Here is a 19,315-nt window from a genome sequence, read left to right as displayed (position 1 = left end):
CCTCCTGTTGGTTTTATTGAGCGAACGGTTCTAAGCCGTGCTTTCGGCGAGAGCCGAAGCAAAATCGGCCCATAGATCTTCCGCCGACTCGAGCCCCAAACTCAGGCGCACAAGATTGGGTGAGACCCCAAATTTCTGCATTGAGTTCTGTTCGCCAGCCTGAGCAAGCCCGACGCGCGCAGGCAGGATCAGACTTTCGAAGCCACCCCAGCTCACACCGAGGCGGAATAGGTTCAAGGCATCAGAAAGTTTTGCGATGTCGACACTGTCATCAAACTCAACCGACATAAGACCGGACCGCCCGGTCAACCCGGGCACGTCGTTGGCACCGGGTGAGTTGACCCGCCTGACCTGCGGAACAGTGGCCAGGCGATCAACAAACGTGTTGGCCGTTGCTTGATGCTGCATCATGCGTGCGTTCAGCGTGCGCAGGCCGCGCGTCAGCAGGAAGGCTTCAAAAGGTGCCAGTTTGGCGCCAAGCAAAGGAAGTGTCAGATCACGGATGCGGGCGATATGGTCCCGGGAGGCAACCACCACGCCCGCAACCGTGTCCGAGTGCCCCGAAATGTATTTCGAGGCCGAGTGGATGACGATGTCGATGCCCAATGCGAGGGGGCGTTGGAACACCGGGCTTGCCCATGAATTATCGATCATCGTCAACACATTGTGGCGTCTGGCATGCTCTGCGACGCGACGCAGATCCATCGCCTCAAAAACGATCGATCCGGGGCTCTCCAGATAGGCCACCGTTACATCGGCAAGCAGATCGGGGTCGTTCTCGAAACGCTCCGGCGCATGGTAGTCGATATGCACCCCAAACGGGCGCAGGATGCGCTCCATGAACCGGAATGAATCCGGATAGACATGTTCGACGCAGGCAATTCGGTCACCGGGTTTGACAAATGCCAGCAGCGTTGAGGAAATGGCCGCCATCCCGGAAGCAAATGCAACGGCTGCCTGACCTTGCTCGGCTTCAGCCATAAGCGTTTCAAACGCGGCGACGGTCGGGTTTTCCACGCGCGTGTAGATGGCCGTTTCTGATCTTCCGGCCATCCGGTCTTCAAAACTTTGGTAGTTGTCGAAGGTGAACAGTGACGTTTGAACGATCGGCGGCGTGACCGAACCAGCCGCATCCGGGAAGGTTGCTGCAAGACGCGTCGAAAGGTCTTCGTAATCAGACATTCTGGCTTTCCATGATTTCTAGGACTTCTGCTTCGACCATGTCCATGATCGCGCCGATAATACTTGCGGCTTCGTCTGCACGGCCGGAGACAACTGCTTCGGCCAGCGGCGCATGTATTGGAATTGAGGCCTGCCCCAAGTGTGGTTGACCGAAGGGCGTGTCATATACTTCGTGAAAAGCTTTTTGAATTTGCCGGATCAACTGCCCGAAAAGTGGATTTCCGCACGCTTCATGCAGTGCCGCGTGAAACCGGTAATCGGCCGGCCGCCAATCCTCACCTGCAGAATGCACAGCTATGAGTTCCGCAACGCGGGCCGAAATCAAAAGCCGCTGCGCGTCTGAGCAATTCAGTGCTGCCAACCTTGCTGCCTCGATTTCCAGTGGCCGGCGCACAGCGTGTGTTCGCAAAAGGCTTTCGGCTTCGAGCTTCAGCGTGAGTGGGAGATGGATCGTATTGGCAGATACCTCGGCCGCCAATCGCGTCCCGGCTTTCTTGTTCCGTACAACGATGCCCATGTTCTGCCAACTTGTCAGGGCCTCGCGAACCTTCGCCCGTCCGATCCCAAGCTGATTTGCGATTTCGATCTCTGGCGGCAGGCGATCGCCTACCTTCAATCCTTCCAGTTCGATCATTCCAGAGAGAGCCTCCAGAACGTCCCGGCCGCTGCTGCCAGCCGGTAGCACCTTCAAGGTGTTGCCGACACTCTCAGCTTTTTCCTTTGGGGGCGTTCTTTTGACCACGCGCGGCTTCTCCGATTCGTATTTCATTCACTTTTACATTTAATGTAGGACAAAATAAACAATAATGTCCGACATTATTAAGGCGCTTGTCATCCTTACAGGTGAAGTCGAAAAATCCGGTCTCGGTCATTTCGCGGCGGGATCAATGCAGCCTTAATCGCCTGCGGCTAGTTGGCAGGCTGCGGTCTTCGCGCGTCCGTCTATTTGCTGTATTCCGCCCGATTTGCCGTAACCCTGAAGCGCCCGCCCAGCGGCGCTTGTAATTGCCGTTAGGTTTTTGTCAGCTACGGCTGAATAGTGCTTCTTTACGCTAGGGACCCGCGGTTTCTTGCCCAAAAAAAGATGTGCAAACTTGGCAAGGCTGATCTAACTTTTTAAATGCGGGGGCGCATCTCCGGATAATATGGATTTAAAACATTGAAACCTGAACACCGCGTATCTGCGGCCCCCCGGCATGAACTGCGCAATGTGCGCAATCAGGGGATCGCGTTCCTTGCTTTGGCGTTCTTGTTCAGCATTTTTGTGAACCTGCTTATGCTGACGGGCCCATTGTTCATGTTGCAGGTGTATGACCGGGTATTGGGCTCGCGTGCGGTGGAAACCCTGACAGCGCTGTTTTTGTTGGTGGCGTTGCTTTATGCGCTGATGGCGATGCTGGATTTTGCCCGCGGACGCATCGTGGCCCGGTTCGGCGCACGGTTCCAGTCACAGTTGGATGAGCGCGTCTTCGAAGCAACGCTGCGGCGTTCACTTTTGCCGCAAATACGATCTGCCCCGGCAACGGCCTTGCGTGATTTGGAATCCATTCGAAACCTGTGCTCATCCCCCGTTCTGCTGGCGGTGATGGATATTCCATGGACGCCTGTTTTTCTGGGTGCGATTTTCCTGTTTCATCCCTTGCTGGGCTGGCTGGCCGTGGCAAGCGGTGTTCTGCTTGTCGTGATTGCACTGCTCAATCAGGCTCTGACCAGCAGAAAAGTCGCTGAAGCACAAACTGCAGCAGCGCGGGCAAACGCCTTTGCGGAACATGCGAGACAAGCGGCAGAGGTTGTGCGCTCACAGGGTATGCAGGCGGACGTGACAAAGCGGTGGTTGGACCAGCGTTCGAATGCCTTGCGCCAAACCATTTCGGCCAGCGACTGGACAGGCAGTTTTACGTCTTTGACCAAGTCGTTACGACTGTTTCTTCAATCTGCAATGCTTGCCTTGGGCGCGTGGCTGGTTTTGCAAAACGAAATGACACCGGGCGCGATGATCGCGGGTTCAATCCTTTTGGGTCGGGCCCTCGCTCCGGTCGAACAAGCGGTCGGCCAATGGGGTATGATCGAACGTGCACGAACGGCTTGGACTTCCCTAAGCCGGTTTTTGGATCAGACCCCGCCCGAAGAGCAGCGGATTCGCTTGCCCATCCCGAAAGCGCAGCTGGAAGCCAAATCGCTGACTGTCATTCCCCCCGGGGCAACAACGCCAACGTTGCGGAACGTGAATCTGAAGCTGCAACCGGGCAAGGCGCTGGGTGTCATCGGCAAAAGCGGATCGGGAAAGACGACACTGGCCAAGGCGTTGCTGGGGCTTTGGAATCCGGCAGCCGGTGAAATTCGACTGGGTGGTGCCACTCTGGATCAATATGACTCTAACGATCTGGGCAGCCATATCGGATATTTGCCGCAGCAGGTTACCCTGTTTAACGGGACTGTGGCCGAGAACATCGCCCGGATGTCAGAAAACCCGGATTCCGAAGCAGTGGTGGCCGCAGCCAAGAAAGCCAATGCGCACGACCTGATCCTGTCTTTGGAGAAAGGTTATGGTACCTTCCTTGAAGGCAATGACAGTCAGTTGTCAGGCGGGCAGAAACAGCGCATCGCTCTGGCCCGCGCCCTCTATGGCGACCCTGTTCTGCTTATTCTCGACGAACCAAACTCGGCACTGGACGCGGATGGCACCGAAGCCTTGAACGCGGCCGTGAGGGGGCTCAAGGCGGCAGGCAAAGCCGCCATCATCATGACACACCGCCCGCAGGCCATTTCGGAATGTGACGATCTGGCCGTTGTCGAAAAAGGACAAGTGGTCAGGTTCGGCAGCCGTGACGAGGTTCTCAGTGCAATGGTGCAGAATGCTGGCGCGATTAAGCGCAAGCTAAGCCCCGTAGGTGAATAATGGCAAAAAAGACGACCAAGAAGCAGGCGCAGGCCTGGAGTATGAAAATTCCTGCCTTGGTGGGATTCGCCGCACTTGCCATTTTGGTTGGCGGATTGGGTCTTTGGGCAGTGAAGACGCGCCTCGCAGGTGCGATCGTATCCTCAGGCGTGATCGAGGTACAAAGCAACCGTCAGGTGGTAGAACACCCCGATGGCGGCGTTGTTGGAGAGATCTTTGTTCGCGACGGTGATGTGGTCGCCTCGGGCGAGATGCTGTTGCGGCTGGATGATACTTTCCTATCGTCCGAACAGACGATTGTGGAAGCGCAGCTTTTTGAGCTTCTGACACGGCGTGTCCGGCTTCAGGCCGAACGCGACGGGCTTTCGTCGCAAGAGTTGGCGGCGCGGTTGCACGAGGTTCAGACGGAATACAGCATTGATCTGGACCTGATCGAAGGTCAGCAAAACCTGTTCGACGCCCGGGTGGAAACCCTATCCAAACAGCAAGAACAGCTGAACAAGCAGCTGGTTCAGATCGAGAGTGAGATTGAAGGCACGCAGGCCCAACTCGTTTCGCTGCGCCGTCAGGTTGAATTGATCGAGGATGAGCTGGAAGACCAGCAAAGCCTGTTGAAACGAGGATTGACGCAAACCAGTCGTGTACTGGCCCTGCAACGGGAAGAAGCCAGCCTGACAGGTGAAATAGGCCGACTGGAAGCCGCAGTCGCCCGCCTCAAAGGGCAGATCGCTTCAACCGAGATCCAGATTGTTGAACTGACTGCTACCCGCCGCGAAGAGGCGATTACCACGTTGCGGGACGTACAGGCACAAGTTGCTGAACTATCGGAACGCCGACTGTCCCTGTCCGAGCGGCTGACACGATTGGACATCCGCGCACCGGTCAGCGGAACAGTATATGGAAGTCAGGTCTTTGCCCTTCAGTCTGTCGTTCAGCCGGGTGAACCCATGATGTATGTTGTTCCACAGGATACGCCATTGCTTGTCGCCGCGCGCGTTGACGCGATCCATGTGGATCAGCTGCATGTGGGTCAACCTGTCGCCCTGCGGTTTCCGGCCTTCAATCAGCGTGAAACGCCTGAATTGGACGGGCAGGTCAAAAACGTGTCAGCCGATACATTCACGGATGAAAAGTCCGGCTTTACATTCTACCGCGCCGAAGTGGTTATGAATGATGGCGAGCTGGACCGTCTCAACGGTCAGGAGCTTTTGCCGGGTATGCCTGTTGAGACACTGATCAAAACCGATGAACGCACCCCGTTGTCCTATCTGGTCAAGCCGATGGCCGATTACTTCAATCGTGCATTTAGGGAATGACGGCAGGGCTATCTCTGGATAACTGCGCTTTCCCATTCAGCCAGAAAACGGCGGCGTTTTAATTTGTCCAAAAACGTCATCAGCGCTGGATCCAGCCCGATCGTTTCACGTTCTTCGTCCGTGTCAAAAGGTGCCAAAGGCGGGAGGGTGTGGCCACCACCTGATTGCGTGGATTGCTTTGATACAAGGTGACGAACAAAAGACGCGGCAAACTCGGGTACGGGTGTACCTTCAAGAACCATCGCCGTGCGCATCATGGTCGTCTGAAAATCCGACGGCAGGATAACATCAAGCGTATCCTTGTGCCCGGCGCGCGCATCCGCATAGCTGCCAAGTACATTATAGGCTACGGCGATCTCACCTTTGACAAGATCATCAATCATGTCGCCGGAACAGCAGTACAGACGCACATCCAACCCGCCCATGACTTCCATCAGACGCCAGAACGTTTCTGACGCACGGGCATCCTGCGTCGCAAACAGATACCCTAGACCAGACTGACGGATGTCATAAGTTCCCACCCGGCCCCGAAAACTGTCCGGTCGCATTCGAAGGGCTTCAATCAATTGCTGTCGGGTCTCTGGGACAGGCGCGCCGGAAAAGGCGGCACGGTTGATCACGATGGTCGCGGGCTCGAACGTGAAGGCGAAAAGACTGCGATGCCACTGCGCCCAGGACGGCAGGGATATGTCATCTATCACGCGTCCATAACCGTCATTGGCCAGTTTCAGTTGCAGGTCCATGGCGCTGGAAATGACAATATCGAAATCTTCCGGTGCGGCGCGCACGATCCGATCGATGTCAGCAGTACCCGTCACCAAATACTCGACAGAAATGTCAGGGTTTTCCTTGATAAAGATGGAAATCGTAGGCTCAAACAAAAACGTATCCGTGCTTGAGATGACCCGAATATGCGCCTCGTCTGCTTCGGCGTTGAATACTTGCCGATCCTCCCAGACTTGCGCCTGTGTAACAGCGGGAAACCAAAGGAAGACTAAAGCGATAATGTAACGCATGCGCCGCCTCCCTGTCTGTTGGACAAGTCAAGCGCTCCACCATGCGCTGTCGCAACGTCCTGCGCGATGGTCAGGCCCAAACCGGACCCAATGGTACCACTTGCGTTCTTACCCCGTTCAAACCGACGCGTGAGAGTGTCAATTTCGTTTAAGGGAAACCCCGGGCCACGGTCTTTTACCCGGATTTGAGCCCGTGGCTCCGACGTGACTTCGATGCGAACAGAACTGTCGGCCGGAGCATATTTAAGTGCGTTGTCAATCATGTTGCGCACGGCGTTTTGAATGAGGATGGGGTCACCTGAATACATGACCTGTGGGTCGCCACAAAGCGACAACGACAAGTCCTTCATCTCGGCAATTGGTGTCAGGCGCTGCACAAGGTCACTGACCAAAGCGTTCAGGTCAATGTCTTCCCGCTCAAGGTGGTCAGCCCGGAACGTGATCATCGCATGATCCAACAGCTGTCCGGCTGCACGAGAGCTTTCATCAATGGCGCGCACCATCGAACGCAGCGCCTCGCGGTTTTCTTCTTTTTCAACCCTTTGCAAAGTGGCGTCAGCATAGGACCTGACCGTAGCAAGAGGAGTGCGAACACGGTGGGCCGCCTCGGCAATAAAGTCTTCTGACTGGCTGAGTGACTGATCAAGCCGACCCATCAATGAGTTCAGCGAAGCGACCAAGGGGGCCATTTCGCGGGGTACCGGCTTTTTGAACGGGCTCAGATCCTGCGGCCCACGGCGGGTGACAGAGGTTGTCAATCTATTCAACTGCCCGATGGTCGAGGACGTCGCCCAGAAGGAAAGAGCGGCAGCAAGGGCAAAGAACCCTACGCCCAGAATCGCTGCATTGCGCGAAATCTGGTCCAGAGTTTCGGCCAACGCGTCTTGTGTCTGCCCCAGCGCGACCACCAGTTCGGTTTGTTTATCCAATCCCACCAAAGTCCGGCTGGCGCTGACCTGACGAATGGTTTCACCGCGAATCTGACTGGAACTGAAAAGCGACTTTCCGTCACGCGGTCCAATGGTCGGTGGAAAATCCTCATATCCGGAAAGAAACGTGCCGTCCTGAAAAATAGAATAGAAGATCCGGTCGTCCGCAGGGGTGCTTAGCATCGCGAAGGCGGCATATGGGATATCGACCTCCAACACCCCTTCCCGCAAAGCGGCCGCATCGAGGATTGAGGCCACCGATGCACCAAGAATGTTGTCTTGTCCCTGTTGCGCGACCTGCGCAGCATAGTTTCGGACTGCGACAAACAGCAGGAACGCAAGTATGGCCGCGCCGCCGATCAGTGTCAGAACCAGCCTGTTCCGCAGCGATCCTGACACATTGGGATCAGGAGGCATGGTCAAGTCTGTATCCCAGCCCACGAAGCGTGGTGATCTTCAGGTCCGAGGGTTCCAGATGCTTGCGCAAACGGCCCACATAAACTTCGATCGCGTTATCAGAGACATCATCATCATAAGAAAACAGCCGGTCCGTTAGTTTTTGTTTCGAAAAAACCTGACCAGGTGCGCTGATGAACAATTCCAACAGGCGCAGTTCACGATTGCGCAGCGACACGGTCTCGTCACCCACGGTCAGATGGCCAGCCAGGGGATCGAATACGATGCCGCCGACTTCTATCGTTGTCTTCGTATTCCCGGATTTGCGACGCAGAACTGCGCGGCAGCGCGCTTCAAGCTCGGCATGATCAAACGGTTTGGTGACATAATCGTCAGCACCAAGATCAAGCGAGCCGATTCGATCCGAAACCTGACTGCGGGCCGTCAAAACGATCACCGGCGTGTCCAAATGGCTCGCGCGATGCCGCTTGAGGAAATCGCGACCGTCCCCATCCGGCAGCATGATATCCAGCAGGATCAGATCGTATTCCTGAGTTTCAACGAAGGCAGTTGCATCACCTAATGTAGACGCGTTATCAACCACATGCCCGTCTAACCTCATGCGGGAACTGATCGCGTTTGCGAGGTCTAGATTGTCTTCGACAAGCAGAAATTTCATCGGGCTTTTATACTATTCTCGCGCGTGACAGGTTGATGTCAGGTTGGTGTGTTTTTTGTTCTTCCCAATCTGAGCCGCCATGCGGCCCGTTGTCAAATGGGAGGACATCATGACAACATTCGCACTGGGCCGTCGCGCCCTTATCGCAGCTGTAGCTGCAGTAGGTCTTGCAGGACCCGTTCTGGCTGAAGACCAGGTAGTGGACAGCATCCACTTTCTGATCCCCGGCGGCGCCGGTGGTGGTTGGGACGGCACCGCCCGCGGCACCGGCGAAGCGCTGACGAACGCCGGTCTTGTGGGCACCGCGTCTTATGAAAACATGTCAGGTGGTGGTGGCGGCAAAGCCATCGGCTATCTGATTGAAAACGCCGACAGCAACCACGGGACATTGATGGTAAACTCCACGCCAATCGTGATCCGTTCGTTGACTGGCGTGTTCCCTCACAACTTCCGCGACCTGACGCTGGTGTCGGGTACGATCGGTGATTACGCAGCCATTGTTGTCGGTAAAGACAGCCCCATCAATTCTATGAGTGATCTGCTGGCAGCTTTCGACGCCGACCCCGGCAACACGGCCATCGGCGGTGGCTCGGTTCCTGGTGGTATGGACCACCTGGTCGCAGCCATGGTGATGGAAGCGGCCGGAAAAGATGCGCTTGGCGTGAAGTACATTCCATATGATGCGGGTGGCAAAGCCATGGCTGCCCTTCTGTCCGGTGAGATCGCAGCGCTGTCTACAGGTTTCTCTGAAGCCGTCGATCTGGCCAACGCAGGTGAAGTTAAGATCATCGGCGTCACATCGGCAGATCGCGTAGATGCCGCCCCAGACGCGATGACCATGAAAGAACAGGGCATCGACACCACCTTTGTGAACTGGCGTGGCTTCTTTGCGGCCCCGGGTCTGCCCGAGGACAAGCTTGCAGCCTACCAGGCCGCGATTGCCAAGATGTACGACACCCCGGAATGGGAAGAGGTTCGTGCACGCAACGGTTGGGTGAACATCCACAACTCGGGCGATGATTTCCGGTCATTTCTTGAGCAGCAGGAACAACAGATCGGTGATCTGATGAAGAAGCTGGGCTTCCTCTGAATCCAACCTGGGCAGAGCGGTAACCCGCTCTGCCAACCCTGACGACAAAAAAGGAGGGGGTCTCATGGCGCTGGATCGCTGGATCGCGCTCATTCTTCTGGGTGTTTGTTTAACATATGGCTACGCCGCTTGGTTCACGATGGACAGTAGTCTACCCCCTTTCATGCAAAGAAACCCCATATGGCCAAGCACTTTCCCAAAAGTCTTGTCAATTCTGGGGATCATCACGGCCACGATCATTCTGCTGGGCTTTGAAAAGGCTGAACCCAGCGAACCTGAAATCGATTACCGGCGGTTGGGCGATTACCATCTTGGTCAGGCGATCATGCTGCTGGTTCTGATGGTTGTCTACGCGTTGTGCCTGCGTCCCGTCGGGTTCCTGATCTCAACTTCGGCCTTCCTGATCTTTGGGTCTTTTATCCTGGGTGAACGAAAATGGCATATCATGCTGCCCGTCGCCCTGATCGCCACCGGTACGGTCTGGTATCTGGTTCAGGAAGTCCTTGGCATATACATGCGCCCTTTGCCCGGCATTTTCGGAGGCTGACATGCTTGAAGGACTTCTGATTGGCCTGCAAACGGCATTCTCACTGCAAAATCTGCTGATGGTCGTGGCGGGCTGTCTGATTGGCACATTCATCGGAATGCTGCCGGGTCTGGGCCCGATGTCGATCATCGCCATCATGATCCCGGTAGCTATTTCCATGGGCGACCCGTCCGCTGCGTTGATCCTGCTGGCCGGCGTGTATTATGGCGCCATTTTTGGTGGTTCGACCTCTTCTATTCTGCTGAATGCGCCGGGGGTCGCGGGTACCGTCGCCTCCAGCTTTGACGGCTACCCGATGGCACGTCAGGGCAAAGCGGGCAAAGCCCTGACCATTGCAGCAATCGCGAGTTTTGCAGGCGGTACGCTAGGCGCATTGCTTTTGATGATTTTCGCCCCTGCCCTGTCGTCTGTTGCGTTGCTTTTCCATTCAGCCGAGTATTTCGCGCTGATGGTTGTCGGCTTGTCGGCCATTGCCGCCTTTGCGGGAACAGGTCAGGTTGCCAAGGCTATCATAATGACAATCCTTGGATTGATTATGGCCACCGTCGGTGAAGGCGCACTGTTCAATATGCCTCGTTTCACCATGGGCGTCATGGATTTGCAGTCGGGCTTTGGCTTTATCACACTTGCAATGGCCATGTTCGCGTTACCCGAGGCGCTGTTTCTTGTTCTCAAACCCAAGGACCTTAAGGGCGAAGAAGGTGAAATCAAGGACCTGCGCATAAGCAGGGAGGAAGCCAAAGCCATTGCTCCGGTGATTGGTCGCCAGTCTATCCAAGGGTTTTTCATCGGCGTTCTGCCCGGTGCAGGCGCAACGATTGCCAGTTTTCTGGGCTATGCGGTTGAGCGTAACATCGCCCCAAAGGCCGAGCAGGACGAATTCGGCAAAGGGTCGATCAAAGGGCTGGCCGCGCCTGAAACAGCAAACAACGCCGCCTGTACAGGCTCGTTCGTGCCGCTTCTGACGCTTGGCATTCCCGGATCTGGAACGACGGCGATCCTGCTTGGCGCATTGATTGCCCTGAACGTGACGCCGGGCCCACGCCTTATGCTGGACGAACCGCAGATCTTTTGGGCGGTCATCATGTCCATGTTCATTGGCAATCTGGTGCTTCTGATCCTGAATCTGCCGCTGATCCCCTATATTGCCAAAGTTCTCTCGGTGCCGCGTAACTATCTGATCCCCTTTATTTTGTTCTTTACTCTGATGGGGGCCTATATCGGACAGAACAATGCAACCGAACTGCTGATACTGGTGGGTTTTGGGGTATGCGCAACGGCGTTGAAATTTGCTGATTACCCACTGGCACCACTGCTGATCGGTTTCATCCTCGGCGGTATGATGGAAGACAACTTCTCACGGTCCATGCAGTTGTACGATGGTATCGCCTTTATCTGGGAACGCCCGATGACGCTGGGTCTGCTGGTTATTGCGGCGCTTCTGGTGCTCCTACCCAGCTACCGCGCGCGCCGTGCACAGGCCCGGGCGGAAGGGGTTGCCGAAGGTGACTGACCCGCTGGCGGGAATACGGGTTCTCGATCTGACCAATGTCCTCGCGGGTCCGTATTGCTGCTACCAACTGGCATTGATGGGTGCCGACGTGATCAAGGTCGAACGCCCCGATGGTGGCGACCTTGCTCGCGTTCTGGGTGCAGATCCCGCCAGAAACAAGGCGGGGATGGGGATCAGTTTTCTGGCGCAGAACGCCGGGAAAAAGTCTGTCACGCTGGACATGAAATCGGAAAAGGGCAAGGCGCTTCTGAAACGCCTTGTCCAGTCAGCTGATGTTCTGGTGGAAAACTTCCGGCCCGGAGTAATGGATCGTCTTGGTCTAGGGTATGAAGTTCTGCGCAACGTTAATCCCAACCTGATCTATTGCGCCATCAGCGGGTTCGGGCAGGATGGCCCCCGGCGCGGCGATCCGGCTTATGACCAGATTGTGCAGGGTATCAGCGGCGTGATGTCAATCACCGGCGCCCCCGACACGGCACCGTATCGCGTCGGCTATCCGTTGGCGGACACGGTCGGGGGGATGACGGCCGCCTTTGCAGTCGCGGCGGCATTGAACGCCAACCCGCGCGGCACCTACCTGGATGTTGCGATGTCCGAAGCCGTGATTTCGACGATGGGTTGGGTTGTTTCAAATTATCTGGTGGGTGGCATAACGCCCGGAGCGCATGGGAATGAGAACACAACCTCAGCGCCCTCAGGTACATTTTCCACGCGGGACAACCCGATCAACATCGCGGCCAATCGGGACGAGCAATGGCAGGCGCTTGCCCGCTGCCTGGGGCGGGATGATCTTCTGAACAACCCCGATTACGCAACGCGTGAAGATCGCAAAACAAACCGCCACGCCTTACGTACAGAACTGGAACGCACCCTAAAGACGAAGGCTGCGTCCGAGTGGGCGAGTGAACTAAACGCATTGGGGGTACCGACAGGACAAGTTCTGACCGTGCCCGAGGCCCTTGCAGACCCGCAACTTTCCGATCGCGGTCTGATTGGCTCTTTACAGGTTCACGGCGAACAAATGCAACTTGCAGGCAGTCCCGTCGTAATGAATGGCGCCCGGCGAATGCCGCAAATCGCGCCACCAAAACTTGGGGCCGACAACAAGGCGGTGTGGTCCGAAATCGGATTGACCGACGCGGAAGTCGACGCGCTGAGCAGAGAGGGGATCATATGAGCGATGTGTCAGATTGGTGGGCAACATCCATCATCGATATGGAACCTGGCCGGATAGACCTGCGCGGGGAGCCGATTCAAAACCTGATCGGACGCCTTGGTTTTGCGGAGATGATCTGGTTTATGGTACGCGGCGACCGCCCATCAAAAGCGCAGGCCCAATTGTTCGAAGCCGCGCTGGTCGCGGCAGTCGACCACGGTCCTCAGGCACCGTCGATTGCAACCGCGCGCATGGCGGTTACCTGTGGCCTGCCTCTCAACAACGCGATGGCGAGCGCTGTGAACATGTTGGGCGACATTCATGGAGGGGCTGGCGAGCAGGCCGTGGAACTCTACCACTTTGTGGGCCATTACCCTGGCACTTTGGCGCAGGCAATCGATGCGTGGATCGAAAGCCACGGAAAGATACTTCCGGGTTTTGGACACAGGTTTCACACGCCCACAGACCCCCGCGCGCCGCGCCTGATGGACTTGGTCGCCGAAGCGGTGAAAACCGGTGCTTGCGATGGGCAATTCATGCGCATTGCGCAGCAGATCGAGGCAGAAATTGCGCGGCGTAAGGGTAAACCCGTCCCGATGAACATCGATGGCGCAACCGCAGTTATTTATGCCGAGCTTGGGTTTGCGCCACCATTGGCGCGCGGCCTTTTCTGCCTGTCCCGATCAGTGGGTATTCTGGCACATGCCTGGGAGCAGATGCAGCAAGGTGGTCGCAACAAAGGGCCGACCCCACCCTCATATCGCTGGACGTACCAGCCGGGTTAAGCGCTTTTCCGATGGGATCGATTTGCCAACAGATCGGCGGCCGCACGGGCAATAACCAGCTCTTCATTTGTCGGGATAACCATGGCGACCACTCGGGACAGGTCTGTCGAGATGATCCGATCATTGTCCGCGTTGGCATCGGGATCCAGTTCAATCCCCAGCCAGCCCATTCCGGAACATACCCTGTCGCGTACAAGGCGCGAGTTTTCTCCGATACCACCTGTGAAGATCAAGGCATCAATACCGCCCAATATTGCGGCCATTGCCCCAAGTTCGCGGCGGATGCGGAACGTGAAATAGCTGATGGCCTGTCGGCTTTCGCGGGTATCTGCTTTTTCAAGAGTGCGCATGTCGCTTGAAAGTCCCGAAAGACCCAGCAACCCTGATTTGCGAAACAGAAGGTCGGAAATCTCTGAGGCGCTCAACCCTTCCTGATCCATCAGATACAACAAAACACCGGGATCAAGCTGACCGCAACGGGATCCCATCGGCAGACCGTCCAACGACGAAAACCCCATGGTCGAACCGACGGATCGCCCCCCGATCATGGCACACATCGACGCACCGTTGCCCAGATGCGCAACCACAACCCGCCCCGCGTGCAAAAGCGGCGCGGTTTTGGCCAAATGGTCTGAGATGTATTCATAACTAAGCCCGTGAAAACCATAGCGTCGGACGCCTTTGTCGTAATACTCGCGCGGCAGGGCGAATACGTCGTTCTCCCAGGGGTGGTTGCGATGAAAGGCCGTGTCGAAACAGGCAATCTGGGCAGCATTTGGAAAACGTTCCATAGCTGCCTTGACGCCAGCCAGGTTGTGCGGCTGGTGCAGAGGTGCATACGGAGAGAGCTTGTCCAACTCCTCCAAAGCAGCGGCGGTCAACGGCAAAGGCGTATCGATCTCAGGTCCGCCGTGAACAATACGGTGCCCAACCGCGGTGACCTCGCAACTGGGGAAGGCCCGTGACAACAGGTTCAGTACCCAGTCCAGTGCAGCAGCGTGATCGTGAATATCGCCTGCCGTGCCATTCGCCAGAACTCCACCGCCAGATGACCGCGCCTTGACGATTGGCTCCGGCTCGCCGATCCGTTCGACCACACCGGTGCACACCATGACTGGATCGTCTTCTGTCAGTTCGAACAGGCCGAACTTCATCGAAGACGATCCGGCATTCAGTGTCACGACATGTGTCATGCATATCCTCTGGTTTGCGAAAAGGTGAAGTTCCTAAGGTTTACTGATCCGCTCTGGTACAAGGTTGAGTTTAAGACATTACCCAAGACTACGAGCCAGCCAACCGCTACAAACCCCGGTCTTTGCAAATCTCCATGGAAGAAAAGATCGTTCAGCCCATTTTTTTCCGGGGTGCCAACATCACCTTCATTCCTGCCAACCTAGTCGTAATCATGGATTGGAGCACGTGCAAGGCACTAAGCTGACGCCGTCAAGCACGGGTCCCGAAGCACAGTTCACTTCATCCGCCGCGACGGTTTCCTCCCCCCCCATGTTTTCGCATGGTCAACCCAATGCGCTTTCTCGCGACATCAACATCGACGACACGTACTTTAACCACCTGCCCGGTTTTAACCACGTCATGCGGATCTTTGACAAACCGGTCCGCCAGCTGGCTGACATGAATAAGCCCATCCTGATGCACGCCGATATCCACAAAAGCGCCGAAGGCGGCGACGTTGGTGACTGTGCCTTCCAAAACCATTCCGGGTTTCAGATCGGTGATTTCTTCGATGCCATCGGTGAAAGATGCGGTGACAAAACTGGGGCGGGGGTCGCGACCGGGCTTTTCCAGTTCGGCAAAGATGTCCCTAACCGTCGGCAGGCCGAAATCCTGAGTTACAAATTGTTCCGCCCGCAACCCCTTTAACGCGCCATCATGGCCCATGATGTGCCGGATATCGCGACCGCAGGCGGCAACGACCCGGCGCGCAATGTCATAGGCTTCGGGGTGCACTGAAGACGCATCTAAAGGCTCTGAACCGTCCCTGATGCGCAGGAAACCGGCGCATTGTTCGAACGCACGTGGTCCAAGGCGGGCGACGGACAGCAAATCCTTCCGCGATAGGAAGGGCCCATTCAGGTCACGGTGGGTGACAATCGCTTCGGCCTGCGCCGGACCCAGACCAGACACGCGTGACAGCAAAGGGGCAGATGCGGTGTTCAGATCAACCCCGACAGCATTCACCACATCCTCGATCGCGGAATCCAGCGACTGTGACAGGCGATGCTGATCCACATCATGCTGATACTGGCCAACACCAATGGATTTCGGTTCGATTTTAACCAGCTCGGCCAAGGGGTCCTGCAATCGGCGCGCAATCGAGACCGCGCCACGTAGCGAGACATCCAGATCAGGAAATTCGCGCGCAGCCAGTTCAGATGCGGAATAAACCGAAGCGCCAGCTTCTGACACCACCACTTTTGTTGGTGCTTTCACCGTCTTGGGTAGAAGTGCAAGAGTGTCTGCAACCAACCTTTCGGTTTCACGGCTGGCCGTCCCGTTCCCGATTGCGATCAGTTCGATCCGATGAGCTGATATCAGATTGAGGATACTGGCCTGTGCACCTCGCAGATCATTCTTCGGCTGAAACGGGTACAATGTATCAGTGGCGACAACCTTGCCGGTTGCATCAACAACAGCAGCCTTTACGCCCGTACGAATGCCCGGATCCAGACCCAAGGTCGCCTTGGCACCTGCCGGTGCGGCAAACAGCAGATCCTTGAGGTTTCGCGAGAAGACCTGAATGGCTTCGTCCTGCGCCCGGCTGCGCAGATCAGCCATCAGTTCGACCATCATTGAGAGCGAAAGTTTCACCCGCCAAGTCCAGCCCGCGACTTTGCGCAACCATGCGTCTGCTAGCCCTGTTCCACGTGTCTGTAGATGGGCGGCGACAATCGTCTCGGCCCGCGCGGCACCAATTTCCGGTTCAGGCGCGATATCCAGCGTGACGATGCCCTCTTTGGATGCCCGCAGCATCGCCAATGCCCGATGTGACGGCACGTCCGCCCACAATTCGGAATGGTCAAAGTAGTCACTGAACTTGGTGCCGTCCTTTTCCTTGCCTTCTATGACCTTTGCGCTGAGCAGAGCCTCGTGCTGCATGAAACTGCGCAATTCGCCCAGCAGAGCGGCGTTTTCTGTCAACCGCTCGGTCAAAATATCCCGCGCACCGTTCAAAGCATCCCGGGTCGTTGTTACCGCCTCGGTGAGGTACGCCGCGGCTAATATTTCAGGGTCGCAGTTGCGGTCCGCCAGAATAGCGTCAACCAAAGGTTCAAGCCCATTTTCGCGTGCAATCATCGCCTTGGTGCGCCGTTTTGGCTTATACGGCAGATAAATGTCTTCCAACTGCGCTTTGGTTTCCGCGCGCGCAATGGATTTACTCAGATCGTCGGTCAGTTTGCCCTGATCCTTGATCGAGTTCAGAATGGTTTCCCGCCGCGCTTCAAGCTCGCGCAGATAAGTCAGCCGCTCAGACAGCAGGCGCAATTGGGTGTCGTCCAATCCTCCGGTTGCTTCTTTCCGGTATCGGGCGACAAAAGGCACGGTTGCTCCTTCGTCCAGTAGCTTGATCGCGGCACCGACCTGCTCGGAACGTGCCTTAATTTCGGTGGCGATAGTGCGGGCGATACGGTCCAATGGTGCCTCCTGAAGCGACGGTGGAAGAACTTCTTAACCAGCCGTTTCGGCAAGGGGAAGACCCTTGGTTCACTCCGCAGTCAGGCCGTTTCAGTTTGGCTGTTCATCAAGTCAGCACGCCAGGCAGTGTCCACATCAAACCCACGGCATAAGTCCGCGATACGGGCTACGCGTGCTTACCGAATGGGCCATATGTGCCAAGGTCACCAGATCATAAACCGGCAGGCTCAATTCCTTCTGAATTGAGGCCGCGTAAGGCGGTAGATCGGTGCATTCCAGTACCAGCGAACGGATTTCCGGTGTATCGCGTTTCAGTTTGCGTACAGCATTCAGAACTTCAGCCTCAATCAGATCGGTATCCATTCGGGTGCGCGTATTGCGCAGGATGACTTCGGCGAACTCGGTCGTGTTCTCAAGACCCTGCACAGCTACGGGGATATCCCCTGCCCCAACTCCATCGAAATGGCGTTGCGTCAGCGCCGAGGAATCGGCGGTTATCACTCCTACCGGTGCACTGGCACCGGTCATGTGATAAGCCAGCGGCACTTGAATCAGGCTTGAGGCAAAAACGGGCACGGACACAGCTTCGGCCAGCTCTTTCTGGAACAATGCAAGAAACCCGCAACTGCCAGTGATGGCCCGCACACCTTCGGATTCAAGCCTCTGCGCGCCTTTGATGAAGGGCTCCAGCAACTCTGGTGTCGGGTTGTTCAGCAGCTTTGGTACTGTGACGCCTTCAATCATCTCATACAGCACCGGGAACGGAAGACTCGATGGGTTTTTGATATGGCCCGGAGGTTTGGGGAAATAGCTTTCCAGGCACAAAACTCCGATGGATGCCCCGCAGATATTCTGTCCACCTGGGTAGATCGGCATGACGTTGTGATCCTTCTCGAGAAGTCGCTTCGCGTGTTTCAAAACCGCGACAAGGCAAATGGGTCCAGACTGATGTTCAGACGCTGTCCAGCTACCAGATCGGCCACAAGCTCTCCGGTTTTAGGCGCCATCATCAGGCCATAGTGGGAATGACCGAAAGCGCTGAACAATCCCTGATGTCCGTCAATCGGCCCGATGGCAGGCAAGCTGTCTGGAAACGATGGGCGGCGCCCCATCCAGAATTGCGTGTCGGCAGTATTAAGATCCGGTATCATTGCCTTGGCTTGTCGCGTCAGTAACGCCTGTTTTCGTGGATCGGGCGGGGCATCTACACGCGCAAACTCGGCGGTGCCTGCCACACGCAGCCCGCCCTGCATCGAACTGGCAACCACTTTGGCATCCACATCCATGACCGAATTCTGAAGGCTCGCCAAAGGTGCGGGGAACTGAACATGGTACCCACGTTCAGCAGCCAGCGGCACAGACAGACCCAAAGGTTTCAAAAGCTCGGCAGACCACACACCTGCAGCCAATATGACTGTATCAGCCTGATGCGTATCGGTCTGGGTTGTCAGATGCCACCGCCCCTCGTCGGTACGGTTCAGTTTTCGAACTTCGGCCCGAATAAACTCAGCGCCTTGTTGGCGCGCTTTTTCAGCCAGAACCGCGCCAACCTGACCGGGTGATGTAATCCGTGCCTGACCTTTGATAAGGATCGCTGCTTCGAAATCCCTGGATAGAGCGGGTTCAATTCGGCGCAACTCTAGGCCGTCGATCCTCTCGAGTTGCCCACCTTTCTCCTGTCGGATCAGATATCCCAGCGCCTTCAGGTCAGCTTGATTCGGGTGTCGGAAAGCATGGATGTAGTTGGAATCGACAATCAGGTCTTCATAACCAGTGTTCTGCAAATGACGTCGATACAACTCTATCGACGGTCTGCAAAGAAGCTCCATCGCATCCGAGATTCGGCGGACCGATCGTTCATCAGATGCTTTCAAAAACCTCAGGCCCCAAGGGACCATCCTCGGCCAGAACGAGGCCCTGACGGACAAGGCGCTTTTGGGGTCCAGCAGCATCCGGGGAATTGCCTTCCAGATACCGGGAACCGCTTGGGGGATCACTGACCATGGCGAGACGACACCGGCATTACCGAATGAGGTCTCCTGCCCGGGCTCTCCCCGGTCAATCAACCGCACGGTTTTGCCACGTTCCTGCAATGACAGCGCGCAGCAGATGCCGACGATCCCGGCGCCAATTATGGTAACACGTTCAGACAT

16 protein-coding genes are annotated in these 19,315 nt (G+C 56.3%); 7 read left to right on the top strand and 9 right to left on the bottom strand.

Annotation, left to right across the window (positions count from 1 at the left end):
• Positions 1-30: 30 nt before the first annotated feature.
• On the bottom strand, positions 31-1,182 hold the full coding sequence (locus AC2FPW_RS04110; protein WP_496812639.1) for an aminotransferase class I/II-fold pyridoxal phosphate-dependent enzyme: 1,152 nt from the start codon (positions 1,180-1,182) through the stop codon (positions 31-33).
• On the bottom strand, positions 1,175-1,951 hold the full coding sequence (locus tag AC2FPW_RS04105; RefSeq protein WP_480484349.1) for a FadR/GntR family transcriptional regulator: 777 nt from the start codon (positions 1,949-1,951) through the stop codon (positions 1,175-1,177). Before AC2FPW_RS04105 ends, AC2FPW_RS04110 begins: the two co-directional genes overlap by 8 nt.
• Positions 1,952-2,341: 390 nt before the next feature.
• Between AC2FPW_RS04105 and AC2FPW_RS04100 the strand changes: the two genes are divergently transcribed.
• Both AC2FPW_RS04100 and AC2FPW_RS04095 read left to right on the top strand, forming a co-directional pair.
• Positions 2,342-4,081 (top strand): type I secretion system permease/ATPase, encoded by a 1,740-nt coding sequence (locus tag AC2FPW_RS04100; RefSeq protein ID WP_480484348.1) that lies wholly within the window; start codon positions 2,342-2,344, stop codon positions 4,079-4,081.
• A gap of 41 nt (positions 4,082-4,122) precedes the next feature.
• On the top strand, positions 4,123-5,397 hold the full coding sequence (locus AC2FPW_RS04095) for an HlyD family type I secretion periplasmic adaptor subunit (RefSeq protein WP_480588422.1): 1,275 nt from the start codon (positions 4,123-4,125) through the stop codon (positions 5,395-5,397).
• A gap of 8 nt (positions 5,398-5,405) precedes the next feature.
• On the opposite strand, the gene AC2FPW_RS04090 is transcribed toward AC2FPW_RS04095, so the two are convergent.
• From AC2FPW_RS04090 to AC2FPW_RS04080, 3 genes are read right to left on the bottom strand one after another with little or no spacing between them, the layout of a single operon-like run.
• Positions 5,406-6,413, bottom strand: coding sequence for an ABC transporter substrate-binding protein (locus AC2FPW_RS04090; RefSeq protein ID WP_496812638.1), 1,008 nt, complete (start codon positions 6,411-6,413; stop codon positions 5,406-5,408).
• Entirely contained in the window at positions 6,392-7,759 is a 1,368-nt protein-coding gene (locus tag AC2FPW_RS04085; protein ID WP_496754145.1) for a sensor histidine kinase, read from the bottom strand. Before AC2FPW_RS04085 ends, AC2FPW_RS04090 begins: the two co-directional genes overlap by 22 nt.
• The gene (locus AC2FPW_RS04080; protein WP_267366073.1) at positions 7,749-8,417 is read right to left on the bottom strand and encodes a response regulator transcription factor; all 669 of its coding nucleotides are present in this window, start codon (positions 8,415-8,417) and stop codon (positions 7,749-7,751) included. The genes AC2FPW_RS04085 and AC2FPW_RS04080 overlap by 11 nt, the downstream gene beginning before the upstream one ends.
• Positions 8,418-8,526: 109 nt before the next feature.
• Between AC2FPW_RS04080 and AC2FPW_RS04075 the strand changes: the two genes are divergently transcribed.
• From AC2FPW_RS04075 to AC2FPW_RS04055, 5 genes are all read left to right on the top strand, one after another.
• On the top strand, positions 8,527-9,507 hold the full coding sequence (locus AC2FPW_RS04075) for a tripartite tricarboxylate transporter substrate binding protein (RefSeq protein ID WP_267366074.1): 981 nt from the start codon (positions 8,527-8,529) through the stop codon (positions 9,505-9,507).
• A gap of 64 nt (positions 9,508-9,571) precedes the next feature.
• Positions 9,572-10,054, top strand: coding sequence for a tripartite tricarboxylate transporter TctB family protein (locus AC2FPW_RS04070; RefSeq protein WP_267366075.1), 483 nt, complete (start codon positions 9,572-9,574; stop codon positions 10,052-10,054).
• Between the two features lies 1 nt (position 10,055).
• Positions 10,056-11,567 (top strand): tripartite tricarboxylate transporter permease, encoded by a 1,512-nt coding sequence (locus AC2FPW_RS04065; protein ID WP_496812637.1) that lies wholly within the window; start codon positions 10,056-10,058, stop codon positions 11,565-11,567.
• Positions 11,560-12,744 (top strand): CaiB/BaiF CoA transferase family protein, encoded by a 1,185-nt coding sequence (locus tag AC2FPW_RS04060; protein WP_496812636.1) that lies wholly within the window; start codon positions 11,560-11,562, stop codon positions 12,742-12,744. The genes AC2FPW_RS04065 and AC2FPW_RS04060 overlap by 8 nt, the downstream gene beginning before the upstream one ends.
• On the top strand, positions 12,741-13,508 hold the full coding sequence (locus AC2FPW_RS04055) for a citryl-CoA lyase (RefSeq protein WP_496812635.1): 768 nt from the start codon (positions 12,741-12,743) through the stop codon (positions 13,506-13,508). The genes AC2FPW_RS04060 and AC2FPW_RS04055 overlap by 4 nt, the downstream gene beginning before the upstream one ends.
• Here the strand turns inward: AC2FPW_RS04055 and AC2FPW_RS04050 are convergent.
• From AC2FPW_RS04050 to AC2FPW_RS04035, 4 genes are all read right to left on the bottom strand, one after another.
• Positions 13,505-14,701 carry an acetate/propionate family kinase gene (locus AC2FPW_RS04050; RefSeq protein ID WP_480484341.1) on the bottom strand — a complete coding sequence of 399 codons (1,197 nt, stop codon included), beginning with the start codon at positions 14,699-14,701 and terminating at the stop codon, positions 13,505-13,507. The two genes, AC2FPW_RS04055 and AC2FPW_RS04050, sit on opposite strands and share 4 nt — an antisense overlap.
• A gap of 280 nt (positions 14,702-14,981) precedes the next feature.
• Positions 14,982-17,162: a Tex family protein gene (locus AC2FPW_RS04045; protein ID WP_496812634.1), complete on the bottom strand. Its 2,181-nt coding sequence runs from the start codon at positions 17,160-17,162 to the stop codon at positions 14,982-14,984.
• Positions 17,163-17,297: 135 nt separating this feature from the next.
• Positions 17,298-18,038, bottom strand: coding sequence for an aspartate/glutamate racemase family protein (locus AC2FPW_RS04040; protein ID WP_480871189.1), 741 nt, complete (start codon positions 18,036-18,038; stop codon positions 17,298-17,300).
• 38 nt (positions 18,039-18,076) lie between these two features.
• Positions 18,077-19,315, bottom strand: a complete 1,239-nt coding sequence (locus tag AC2FPW_RS04035; protein ID WP_496812633.1) for an NAD(P)/FAD-dependent oxidoreductase — start codon at positions 19,313-19,315, stop codon at positions 18,077-18,079.

It is taken from the genome of Ruegeria sp. SATB027 (assembly GCF_059613825.1).
Note: the sequence above shows the minus strand (reverse complement) of the source record. Positions and strands in the feature narration are given on the sequence as shown.